Below are 12,544 nucleotides of genomic sequence, written 5' to 3'. Positions count from 1 at the left end.
TTAGACAGTTCTGTATCTGGAGCTTCTCCCGCAGCAGCCTTACAATAAACATATAAGTAAGCGCTATCATAAAGAGCGAAATGCCGTTGAACCGGCGCAAAGGGGGAGAAGATTTGATCAAGATTGGCTTGATGGGATGCGGGGTCGTAGCCCGTTACGGGCATATTCCTGCCATTGCGGCATCGCCCCATTTTGAACTGACGGCAATGTACGAGCCGGACGCTTCCCGTACGAACGTATTGCAGTCCGAACACAACGTACCGGTATTTACGGACACCGACGACTTCTTTCACGCCGGCTTCGATGCGGTCATCATTACGTCGCCCGCCCCTTGTCATTATACCAATGTTCTGGAGGCAGCGCGATACGGCAAGCATGTCCTGTGCGAAAAACCGCTGGCCACAGACGAGCGGGAGGCGGCGGAAATGATCGCCGTCATGGAGCGAAGCGGCCTGCTCTTATTCACCGCGTTCGATTACCGTTTCAGTCCGGCCGCCCAAACGATCAAGAGCATTGTACAAGACGGACGTGTCGGCGATGTTCGCTCGCTGCGGCTGAGCTATATATGGAATATGCACGGCAAGTTTGCCGATCCGGACCCGGCTTCGCCCGATCAGCCCCGCCAGCTGAATATGCGCCGTGCCGGCCGCATGCTCGAGGGCGGTCCGATGGTGGATTGCGGCGTACATCAGATCGATCTTGCGAGATGGTGGCTCGATTCCGAAGTGACAAGCTGCCGCGCGGAGGGCGCCTGGGTCGATGAATATGAAGCGCCGGATCATATGTATCTCCATATGCGTCATGCAAACGAGGCGCATACGCTCGTGGAGATCAGTTACTCTTATGGCTTTACCGCCAAGGAGCCGGTCTCGCATTTTACGTATCGTCTGATCGGGACGGAAGGCATCGTTTATTACGACCGGGAAGCGAAAATATTCGAAATGAGAAATTCTACAGGCACGACCCGGTTTCCTTTTGCCAAGGAAAAAAACTTTTCCGGCATGTACGAGGCTTTCGCCGGAGCGATTCGCAGCGGTCTGCCCGGCGATGTGCCGACAGGCAGCGACGGGTTAATCGCAACCCGGATTGCGCGGACGGCGACGGAAGAGTTGATCGGGCGGCGCTTTGGACCGCTGCAACCTGCGACAAACGAAGGAGGATGGCTATGAAACGAAACAAAATACTGGTGCCCTTCCTAAGTCTGGCATTGCTTTTTTCGGGCTGTGCGGGAAAAGACGCCGCCGCTCCGCAGCCGGAGTCTCCCCAAGCGAAGGATGTGCCGGCATCCGTTACGAAGGATCCGGTAACGATCAAGATGTATCATAAAGGGGGAACGATCTCCGACGAGGAATTTAAAAACTATTTTGTCGAGCCGGTCGCCAAAAAATATCCGAACATTACGCTGGAGCTGGTCCGGGACGGCGCGAAAGGGAACAGCCCGGAGGAGCTGCTGACGAGCGGCAACTTTCCCGACCTGATCTATACGAGCAATCCGAGCATACCGGTGTTTCAAGATTTGGACATTATCGAGGATTTGAACCCGCTGATCAAAAAACACGGACTCGATTTGAGCAAATTCCAGGACACGGGCCTCGAGATGATGAAAGGATACGATAGCAAAATATTAGTCGGACTGCCCTTAACGATGAATATGTCGGCCATGATTTACGATAAAGATATTTTCGATAAATTCGGCGTTCCTTACCCGAAAGATATGATGTCGTGGGACGACGTAATCGCGCTGGGCAAAAAATTGACGATAACGGACGGCGGCACAAGCTACATCGGAATCGACCCGTGGCGGGTAGAATCGGTAGGAAGCCAAATGACGCTGCCGGTCGTTGATCCGAAGACGAATAAGTCGACGATCAATATCGAGGGCTGGGGCCGCGTGCTGGAGCTGTTCAAGCAAGTGACGGATATGCCCGGCTATGTCAATAACGGTAAGTTCGAGTATGATTTTTTCAAAGACAATCTGGCGATGGCTCCGATGTGGGCGACGGATTTGGTAGGTAAATTGACCGATCCGACGGTAGCCAAGCTGAAAAACTGGGACCTCGTTTCAATTCCGTATGTAAAGGGCTACGAAGGAAAAGGCCGCAATGTGGATACCCATATGCTGATGATGTCCAAAGTAAGCAAGCATAAGGACGAAGCGTTCGCCGTGATCAAGGAAGTCACCTCCGACGAAGTGCAGATGATGATGGCCAAAGCGGGGAGAATCAGTCCGCTGAAGGACTCGTCGTTCCAAAAAAACTATTTGCAGTCGAACGCCTCCTTTAATGGAAAAAATGTTGCGGCGCTGTTCAAGCTGACGCCGACGGCGTTCCCGGCGCATTCCAAGTATGAAAATCAGGTGAGGATCATCATCAGAGGGGCTAAGCAAAGGCTGGCGATCGACCGCAAGGATATCAATACGATATTAAGAGAGCTGCAGGAAGAGGCAGACAAGTGGATCGAGTCGCATCCGTAATGCGAGGTACGTCAGGGGAGAAAGGAGCGGCAGATGATGATATTCGATGTGGTGCGATTCGGAGCTGTTGGGAACGGGACTGACTTAGCGCATGAGGCGATACAACAAGCGATCGACGCGTGTGCGGACGCGGGCGGCGGAACGGTCTACTTCCCGGCCGGCACTTACTTATGCGGCACGCTGCGCTTGAAGTCGGGCGTACATTTGCATCTGGAACAAGGGGCGGTCATTGCCGGATCGGAAGACGCCGCCTTATATCCCGAAATTTGCAAAACGCCTTACGGCAACTTGCCGGGTCAAATTCAGGCGCTCCTCTGGGCTGACGGCGTGTCGAACGTGGCGATTACCGGGCAGGGCATCATCGACGGAGGGGGCAATTCGCCATTGTCCCCGAACGAAGCGGTTCATGTACGGTTCCGGCCGGCGCTGATCTTTTACCGGGATTGCCATAACGTGAAGTTTCTCGACATTACGCTGCAATATTCCTGCTTTTGGACGCTTCATTTGCTTCGCTGCAGCGACGTGCTCGTTCGCGGCGTGACGATTTTGGCGCATCGGGAGCGCATCAATACGGATGGGATCGACCCGGACGGCTGCCGCAATGTCATTATAAGCGATTGTATGATAAAAACAGGCGACGATTGCATCGTTATTAAGAGCACGGAGGGCGATGCATGTGAAAATATGACGATCACGAACTGTATCCTCAGCTCCAGGCACGCCGCCTTAAAGCTCGGTACCGAGGCGATCGGACCGATCCGCAACATCGCGTTCAACAACTGTATCATCAACCAGACGAATGTAGCGATGGCGCTATATATGAAGGACGGCAGCAGCTACGAAAATATTATGTTCAGCAACATGGTCGTCGAAGCGTACAATGAATTCCCGGTCGTGATCGACGTCACGCCGCGGTATTACAAGGAGCCGGCCATCGGACATATTCGCGGCATCGTATTCGACAACATGATGTTCACCGGAAAAGGCAGGATGTATATCGAAGGCGCCGAGGAAGCGCCGATCTCGGATCTGACGCTTCGCAATATCACCTGGAACATTACCGGACCGTGCAAAACAAGCGATGTCAAAAAGCCGGACGGGGCGCGGAGGATCGAAATCGATCCGAATCGGATCAATTATGCGGTACACCCGTATCAACTCATCGCCATCCACGTGGACGGGCTGCTTGTCAGCAACTGGAAGGTGTTCAACCGGAGCGGGAATGAGCTGCTTGACCGCGGGCGGTTTTATTTGCAGTTGGTTGATCACGTCACCCTCGAGCATATCCGGCATCCGGAAACGATGCCCGGACTCGAGCAGGCAGTGCTGATCGATTGCGACCGGCAGGAGTAACTTCATTTCATTTCGTTTCACTCCTGCGTTTTTGGCCCTCCCGTAACCGATCCGAACCGTAGCTAACCGAGCTGAACCATCGACCGGAATAAGGAAAACCACCCGCATTTTCGAATGCCGGTGGTTTTCCTTTATGGGAATCATCGCTTCCGGTGCCGAGCAAAGCTTAATTTTCGTCGATTCGAATGATCCGGTGCTCATATGGACCGAGATGCAGCGGTCCCGGAGCCACCGGTCCGTGCGATAGCACATCGAGCCCTTCCTGCGGAAGCGTAACGCTCCCGCCGGTGCCGTCCATATTGACGATCACCCATAGCGTGTAGCCGTCTCCTTGGCGGGGGGCGACGATCGTTCCTCTCGTCACGTCCGTCCGCAGCGCAACCCTGGCTTCGTCGGCGTAATGGCCGATCAGCCGCTGCAGCAGCCGGTCCCCGTCTTCCCCCGCCGGCAGCGAGCCGAGCATGACGATCTTCCCCCCGCCCCGTTTGCATTCGGTGATGAACGCTTTCCCCGCGCTGAGTCCACCCTCCAGAACTCCGATGGCCGTCGCTTCCTTCGGTTCGAATACGGCGCTCCACAAGGATAGCGGGGCCGAGAGGCCGAACGCTCGGCCGATCGCGCCGGTGCCGTCCATCGGGTAAGTGAACAGCGTCTCGACGCCCGCCAGCTGCTCCAAAGCCCTACCCAACGCGGCATCGGTAGGAATCGTGTGCTGCTCCGTTCTGCCCCCGGTCAGCGGCCCGACGATCCAGATACCGCCGCGTTCCACGAACGCTTCCGCCCGTTTCCTGTAGTCATCGGACACATAGTGCATAAACGGCGTGAACAGCACCTTGTAGCCGTTCAGCTCCGCGCCTTCCGGAATGACGTCGCGGTGGATGCCCATGTGCAGGATGCGCTCGTAGAACGAGGTCATCAGACCGCGATGGTTCAGCTTGCGGTGCGGCTCCGTCTTGAGGAACGCCTTCGCCCGGTCCGAATACGTGATGGCCACCTCCGCTTGGGCGGCGCGGGTAGCGAGCAGAGGCGCCTCGATTTCTTGTCGCGCCCGCTCGACTTCGAGCACGGCGGCAAAGCCGACGGTCGGCTTGCCCCAGGCGCTGATCACCGAGCCGTGCGGCTGCTCGCAGCCGGTGCGCTGCTGCCGCCACAGCCAGTAGCAGAACGCTTCCGCGCCAAGCGCATAGGCGGCCACCGCCTCCGCCTTCAAGTACCCGCTCGGATGCGGCTTCGCGTAGCTTTCCAGCGATGCGCTGAACGACGTGCTCGTCTCCATGATCCAGAACGGCCGGTCCCGCTTGAAATTACGCCACAGATCGCAATTGACAAGGTAAGCGGGGACGTTATCCGAGCTCGCGTACGTATCGAATGAGGCGAAGTCGAGACCGCGGAACAGCCGCTCGTTGTCGACGTGAAAGGCGATGCTGCTGTTATGCGTGATCGGCGCGTCGGAGTGCCGACGTATGATTGCCGCCTGCTCGTCGGCGAATTCGGCGATTTTCTCCATCGAGAACAGCTGATACATCGTCTTCAAGGACGAATTGTGCAGGAATGGCGCCGGACCCGGCTGCGGCACCTGATCGAACCGGTGGTAGTATTCGCTCCAAATTTGCGTCCCCCAAGCTTCGTTCAGCTTGTCGATGTCGCCGTAGCGCGCTTCAAGCCATGAATGCCATAAGCTAAGGCAAGAAGCGCACATGCATTCCGCCACATGCGCTTTGAATTCGTTGTCGAGCTGCCAGCCGATGACGCCGGGCAGCGCGCCGACCGCCTGTGCGAGGCGGTCCGTCAGGATGGCTGCCCGTTCCCGGAAGTACGCATTGTTCGTGCAGATGTGCTGCCTGGACCCGTGGCCCATGACTGTGCCCTGCTCATCGACGTACATCCGTTCCGGGTGGCCGTGCGTGAGCCAGATCGGCGGCGTGGGGGTCGGCGTGCACATGACCGTCTCGATTCCGTTGTCGTGGAGCTTGTTTATGATGTCGACGAAAAAGCGCAGATCGATTTTCCCTTCCTCGGGCTCCATCTGGATCCAGGCGAATTCGCCGATCCGGGCGACATGGATACCCGCCTCCTTCATAAGCCGAATATCTTGCTCGATCGTCTGCTCGTCCCAAAGCTCGGGGTAATAGGCAGCGCCGTGATATAATCGTTTGCTGTGCATCGTACACCTCGCCTGTTTTTGTCTTCATCATATAAAAACGGACGCAAAGAAACAACCACTTTTTTGGATTTATGTTTGTTTTGGTGATAAATTCGTTTTGATTTTATTTGTATATATTTGAAAATGTCCTGATCAGCAAGTATTATGGCGTAATCCGCCATATCCGATCTGATTGTTATTCAATTATGATGGTTTTAACCGTACCAACGGACGATATACCGGGCCGGCGGCCGGAAGGAGAGGTCTTCGGGTGACGGCGGACGGTTCGGGCGAAGCGTTGACGCTTGCCGCATTCGTTCTGCTTTGTATGGCGCTAATATGTAAGCGTTTCAATAAAGAGGCAGGCATAATCGCGCGGGCTTCCCTGGCTGCGGGAAACGAGTAACGGATCACAGATCGGCGATCTGTAGATGAGCATCCAGTACGATGCCATTCGGATGGAAGTAGACGATGCAGGCTCCCCGGGTCTTGAGCGGGAGAACAGAAACAGACGATGGAGATGAGAGAAACCGTATGAACAATGCGATATCCGTAAATGTACGCCGGCTTGGGCAGCCAAAGAACAAACTCGTGCCAAGCGGGGCGACATGGGGCATTCCGTGGAAAAAAGGCGAGCTGCTGCGGGATGAACGCCTGACGATGACCGGTCCTTCCGGAACGCCGGTGCCGCTGCAAAGCTGGCCGACCGCTTATTGGCCGGACGGCAGCGTCAAATGGAGCGCGCACGCCGCCGCGCTCGGCGGAAGCGTATGCGATGCCGCTTCGTTCGTCGTGTCGAAGGGAGAACCGGCGGCTCCGGCAGCCCCGGTTCATGTGCGCGATGAGGATGCGTATTTCGAGGTGAACACGGGCGCGATCGTATGCCAGATCAATAAGGCGGGTGCCGATATCGTCCGGGCGATGTACCGGGGAGAGACGCTGGCCTGCTCCGGCGGCAAGCTGGTGTGCATCCGCGAAGAGCAGCGAAGCGACGCCGGCGGCCGCGTGTTCAAGGAGCAGCATTTCGTCAGCCAGATTACGAAAGCGGCGGTGGAGCAGAGCGGTCCGGTTCGCGCCGTCGTGAAAGTGGAAGGCCGGCACAAGGCGGTTGCCGGGAGCCGCGCCTGGCTGCCGTTTACGCTGCGGCTGTATTTTTACGCCGGGCTTGCACAAATGCGCATCATGCACTCGTTCGTCTACGACGGCAATCCGCATCAGGATGCGATCAAGGGACTCGGCATCGCTTTTTCGCTGCCGATGAGCGGGCCGCTTCATAACCGCCATGTCCGGCTCGGCGGAGATACCGGCTTTTTCGCCGAATCGCCGAAGCACTTGATGACGTTCCGCACGAGAGGGAAGTACGAGGAACTGTTCCGCCGGCAGACGGCGGGCGAGATGATCTCCTTCGACCCGCAGGAGGACGCGGCCTTCATCGGGCTGCTCGAGGACGCTGCGGTCTGGGAGGATTTCAAGCTGGTGCAGAGCGCCCCGGATTATTACGAAATTTCCAAGCGGACGCAGGAGGGATGCTGCTGGCTCAAGTCGGGCAGCGGCAGCCGTTCGTCCGGCGTCGCTTATGCCGGGAGCGAAAGCGGCGGCATTGCGGCGAACGTCCGCAACTTTTGGCGGAAATACCCGTCTGCACTGGAGCTTCGCCATCTGTCCGCCGATACGGCGGAGATGACCGTATGGTTCTGGTCGCCGGACGTCCGGGCGATGGACCTGCGCCATTACGATACGAAGACGCACTTGCTGTCCGCCTACGAAGGATTCGACGAATTGCGCAGCACGCCTTACGGCATTGCGAATACGAACGAACTGACGCTGCATTGCTTGGAGAGCACGCCGAGCGCCGAAATGCTGAAAGCGCTCGCCGAGGAAGCGGAAGCGCCGGCGCGGCTCGCCTGTGAGCCGCAATATTATTACGACGCGAAGGCGTTCGGTCTCTGGAGCTTGCCCGACCGGAGCACGGCCGCGAAGGCGCAGCTCGAGGAACGATTGGATGCGGTCATCGACTTTTACAAAACGGAGGTCGAGCAGCGCAAATGGTACGGCTTCTGGGATTACGGCGACTTCATGCACAGCTACGACCCGACGCGGCATGTATGGCGCTATGACGTCGGGGGCTGCGCCTGGCAAAATACAGAGCTCGCGCCGAATATGTGGCTGTGGTACATGTTCCTCCGTTCGGGGCGGGAGGACATCTTCCGGCTTGCCGAGGCGATGACCCGGCATACGAGCGAGGTCGACGTCTATCATATCGGCGAATATGCGGGTCTGGGCACGCGGCACAACGTCGTTCATTGGGGCTGCGGCTGCAAGGAGGCGCGCATCGCCATGGCAGGGCTGCACCGCTACTATTATTACTTGACGGTGGACGAACGCATCGGCGACATCATGAACGAAGTGGCCGACGCCGATTATACGACTGTTCATCTCGACCCGATGCGCTCGTACTATCCGAAAGACGAATTCCCGACCCATATTCGCGTCGGCCCCGACTGGGCGGCGTTCAGCTCCAACTGGATGACCCGCTGGGAACGGTATGAGGATACGTCGTACCGCGATAAGCTGCTGACGGGCATTGCCGATATTAAGAGCATGCCGTTCCGGCTGCGGTCGGGTCCGGTCTACGGCTACGATCCGAAGACCGGCAGGCTGACGCATTTCGGCGACGACAACTGGGGCCGGCATTTGGCGGTCTGCATGGGCGGGCCGCAAGTATGGTTCGAGCTGGCGGAGATGCTGGAAGATCCGGAGTGGGAAGAGATGATGGCCGAGTTCGGATCGTTCTACTTGCTGTCCAGGGAAGAGAAGGCGGCGCAGACCAGCGGCGCGATCGCCAAGTGGAGCTGGGATCACCCGGTGCTGGCGTCCGGAATCATTGCATACGGCGCATACCGCAGCAAGGACAAGGCGCTGGCCGGCAAGGTGTGGGATATATTGCTGAGCGAGCCGTTCATGGCGCGCATCGGACAGCCCGATACCGTAGACGGGCTCGAATATGTAAGACCGGTACAGGAAATCGGCATGGCGAGTACCAATATCGCCTCGCAGTGGTCGCTCAATACGATACTTAGCCTGGAGCTGCTGGCGGATTCGCTTCCGGAAGGATAGCTCATGCGAAGAAGGCGGAGCCTCGCCGGCAACCCCGGGTTCTGATTGCTACTAAACCATAGAGGTGGGGTTCGGATGAAACGCAAATCATGGGGAACTGCAGCGGTTGTACTGTCCGCAGGCCTGGCGCTGTCGGCATGCGGCGGCAAAGAAGAGAAAGCGCCTGCCGGGGCGTCTGGAGCGGACGATCTTTCCAAAGCAGCAAACGAGAAAGTGGAGCTGATCTTTTACTCGATGAGCCGCGATTCGGAGGAAAGCTTCAACGAGCGGTACGGCGACGCCATTCGCAAAAAATTTCCGAACTATACGATCACGTACATCCAGCGCGTCGTTCCCGGCAAAGATTTGAACGATTTGATCAATAGCGGGCAGCGGATCGACATCCAGTGGGATTCCATCGGATCGTTTCCGACGAGCAATATCGCCTCTGAGCTGAACTTCGATATGACCGATCTGCTCAAGAAGCATCAGGTCGATCTGAACCGGTTCGAGCCGTCGCTGATCGATATGATGAAGCAGCTCGGAGGCGGGGCGATCTACGGTCTTCCCGTATATAACGAGCGGATGGCGATGTATTATAACAAAGATTTGTTCGACAAGCTGAACGTGCCTTATCCGAAAGACGGCATGACCTGGGATCAGTTCAACGAGCTGACGAAGAAGCTGAACGTGGAGAGGGACGGGGTCGCTTACACCGGATTCTCGCCTTCGGTCAATCATTTGTTCCTGGTCAATCCTTATTCGCTGGCGCTGATCGACAAAACGACGATGAAATCGACGATCAACAGCGACAGGTGGAAGCAACTGCTGCAAACGCAGCTGATCGATCCGACGCAAAGCCCTGTATACCAGAAAGCGATGACCGACTATAAAAAAATTCTCGACCTGGCGCCGTTCTCGAAAGAGCAAAGACTGGCGACATTCCCGTCGTCCCCGGTGCTGCCGCTGGTGCAAAAAACGGAGCTGTCGAATTTTAACTGGGACATCGTGTCGATGCCGACGATGAGCGACCTGCCGGGCGTCGGTCCGCAGTCGTATCCCGGCATATTCGCCATTACGAAGCAAGCGCAGAACAAGGACGCCGCGATGCAGGTGCTCAAGTTCCTGACCTCGGACGAATTCCAGATGGACATATCCAAGAAAGGCTTGATGACGACGCTCAAAAACGAGCAAATTCAAAAGGCACTCGGCTCGGAAGGCGCGTTCAAAGGCAAAAACTACGGCGCGTTTTTCTACAATAAATATCCGAAAATTGCCGACAAGTCGGTCGAGGAGAGCAAAGCCAATATTTTGGCCCTGTATACGAAAAACTTGAATAAGCTCGCTTCCGGCCAAATGGACATTAACACTTATTTGCGGACAGCCGAGGAAGAAGCGAACAAGGCGCTGGACGATTTGAAGAAAAAATAGATCGACAAAAGGAATGGTGAAGCGTGCCGCCCTTACTCTACGACGAACAACAAGTCAGAACGACGATAGACCATATCGTGGACCGTACCTTCGCGATGGATTTCACCTGGGACTGGCCGGCGGGCGTCGCCTTCTACGGCGTGAGCCGGGCTCATGAGGCGACGGGCGATGAAAGCTGCTTGCAGTCGCTCGCCGCTTGGGTCGACAACCAGCTGGAGGAAGGGCTGCCGAAGCTGACCGTTAATGCGGTTTCGATCGGCCACTCGCTGATCTATCTGTATAAGACGACGCAGAATGATATTTATTTGGATACCGCCGTGCAGATGGCCGATTTTTTACGTCATGACGCGCCGCGGTTTGCCGACGGCATCTTCCAGCATACGGTGTCGCAAAACTACAATTTCCCCGAACAGGCGTGGGTCGACACGATGTTCATGGCCGGCTATTTCCTCATTCGCATGGGGACGCTGCTCGGACGCGCCGATTATCTCGAGGACGGCCTGCTGCAGTATCACGGGCACGAGCGGTTCCTGCAGGACCCGGAGACGAATTTGTATTACCACGGCTGGGACCACCTCGCGCAGAACAACATGTCCGCTATGTTCTGGGCGAGAGGCAACAGCTGGGCCGCCTATACGATGGCGATGGCCCTGAAGGACGTGGAAGTGACGCACCCGTCCTTCATGAAGATACACGATTCGCTGCGCGACCAGCTCAGCTCGCTCGTCCGGCTGCAGGCCGCAGACGGACTGTGGCATACGCTGCTGAAGGACGCCTCGTCCTACACGGAGACGTCCGGCTCGGCCGGCATCGCGGCGGGGCTCGTGCGCTTCAACGAAGCGATCGGCAGCCCGCTGTACAACAAGTCGATTCAGCAGGCGATCGGAGGGGTTCTCGGGAAGGTGACGGCCGCCGGTGCGGTGACGTCGGTTTCCGCAGGAACGGCGGTCATGAAGGATGCCGAAGGCTACCGCAGCGTGCCGAACCAGCGTGTGCAGGGCTGGGGCCAGGGACTGGCGCTCGTCTTCCTGTCGTCGCTTCTGACGTACAGCCTGAAATGATTCGTGCACCTCCTTACATCCTTGGCCGAGAAGCGGTATAGTGGGTGGTAGGGGGTGCGCAGGCGTGATTGTCAAAAAGCTCAAGGATTACACCAAAGACGAAGGTCTGTTCTGGATTCAGCGCTCGTCCCACGAACGGCATAATACACCGCCGCAGCATGTGCACGAATTTATCGAATTGGTATACGTCGTGCACGGGAGCGGGCAGCACCATATCGGCGAAGCCGCTTACCCGATTCATGCGGGGGATGTGTATGTCGTCCCGATCGGGGAGCCTCACCTGTACCGGGTGGAGGAGGGCAGCGGGCTGGAAATTATCAACTGCATGTTCATGCCGCAGTTTGTCCGCGCAAGCCTGGCCGATCAGCCTTCCGCCTGGGCGCTTCCGTATTTGACCCCTTTATTCAATGATCACGAACCGTTCGTGCCGGTCCTGTCGCTCAGCAGCCGGGAATCGTCTGCCGTATTGGGTTTGCTGGAAGAGCTGCTGCTCGAGGTGAAGCACGAGCCGCCCGGATATAAGGTGATGGCGCGTAACAAGCTGACCGAGATTCTCATCCTGCTGTCGAGGTTCAGCCAGCGCAAAGGACGCACGGAGCAGAACGTCCCGCCCATGCCGCTCAGCCACGAAATTATCGTCCGGAAAATCGGCACCTACCTGGAGCGTTATTTTGCGCAAAAAATTACAGTGGCCTCCCTGGCGCAGCAGTTTAATTTAAGCGAGCGGCATATCATTCGCATTTTCAAGCAGGAAACCGGCATGAGCATCACCGAGATGCTGCACCGCATCCGCATTGAGCGGGCGAAGCATCTGCTGCTCGAATCGAATCGCAGCGTCGAAGCGATCGCGCTTGCCGTCGGTTTTGCGGACAGCTCCTTTTTTTCGCGCTTGTTCGCGAGGAAAGAAGGGTGCACGCCGGGCGCTTTTCGAAAAAAGGCACAGCCGCGGTGACACGGGAACGGCGGGGGGGCAGGTCGTGTATGCGG

Annotated in this window: 8 protein-coding genes; 7 read left to right on the top strand and 1 reads right to left on the bottom strand. The window is 57.1% G+C overall.

The genetic code is table 11. The features are described from left to right. Positions 1–86 precede the first annotated feature (86 nt). From KXG62_RS12590 to KXG62_RS12580, 3 genes are read left to right on the top strand one after another with little or no spacing between them, the layout of a single operon-like run. On the top strand, positions 87–1,169 hold the full coding sequence (locus tag KXG62_RS12590; protein ID WP_218092323.1) for a Gfo/Idh/MocA family protein: 1,083 nt from the start codon (positions 87–89) through the stop codon (positions 1,167–1,169). Next, positions 1,166–2,473, top strand: coding sequence for an ABC transporter substrate-binding protein (locus KXG62_RS12585; RefSeq protein WP_218092322.1), 1,308 nt, complete (start codon positions 1,166–1,168; stop codon positions 2,471–2,473). The genes KXG62_RS12590 and KXG62_RS12585 overlap by 4 nt, the downstream gene beginning before the upstream one ends. 33 nt (positions 2,474–2,506) lie before the next feature. Next, positions 2,507–3,826 (top strand): glycoside hydrolase family 28 protein, encoded by a 1,320-nt coding sequence (locus KXG62_RS12580; protein ID WP_218092321.1) that lies wholly within the window; start codon positions 2,507–2,509, stop codon positions 3,824–3,826. Between the two features lie 166 nt (positions 3,827–3,992). Here the strand turns inward: KXG62_RS12580 and KXG62_RS12575 are convergent, their stop codons facing one another. Next, positions 3,993–5,990 carry a beta-galactosidase gene (locus tag KXG62_RS12575; RefSeq protein WP_218092320.1) on the bottom strand — a complete coding sequence of 666 codons (1,998 nt, stop codon included), beginning with the start codon at positions 5,988–5,990 and terminating at the stop codon, positions 3,993–3,995. A gap of 513 nt (positions 5,991–6,503) precedes the next feature. Between KXG62_RS12575 and KXG62_RS12570 the strand changes: the two genes are divergently transcribed. The 4 genes from KXG62_RS12570 (at position 6,504) to KXG62_RS12555 (ending at position 12,509) form a co-directional block, all read left to right on the top strand. After that, positions 6,504–9,086: an exo-rhamnogalacturonan lyase family protein gene (locus KXG62_RS12570; RefSeq protein WP_218092319.1), complete on the top strand. Its 2,583-nt coding sequence runs from the start codon at positions 6,504–6,506 to the stop codon at positions 9,084–9,086. 75 nt (positions 9,087–9,161) lie between these two features. After that, entirely contained in the window at positions 9,162–10,496 is a 1,335-nt protein-coding gene (locus KXG62_RS12565; RefSeq protein WP_218092318.1) for an ABC transporter substrate-binding protein, read from the top strand. Positions 10,497–10,519: 23 nt separating this feature from the next. Continuing rightward, on the top strand, positions 10,520–11,557 hold the full coding sequence (locus tag KXG62_RS12560) for a glycoside hydrolase family 88/105 protein (RefSeq protein ID WP_218092317.1): 1,038 nt from the start codon (positions 10,520–10,522) through the stop codon (positions 11,555–11,557). A gap of 64 nt (positions 11,558–11,621) precedes the next feature. Further along, positions 11,622–12,509, top strand: a complete 888-nt coding sequence (locus KXG62_RS12555) for an AraC family transcriptional regulator (RefSeq protein ID WP_218092316.1) — start codon at positions 11,622–11,624, stop codon at positions 12,507–12,509. Positions 12,510–12,544: the final 35 nt, after the last annotated feature.

Origin of the sequence: Paenibacillus solanacearum (genome assembly GCF_910593845.1) — a bacterium.
In the GTDB taxonomy this organism is placed as follows: domain Bacteria; phylum Bacillota; class Bacilli; order Paenibacillales; family NBRC-103111; genus Paenibacillus_G; species Paenibacillus_G solanacearum.
Note: the sequence above shows the minus strand (reverse complement) of the source record. Positions and strands in the feature narration are given on the sequence as shown.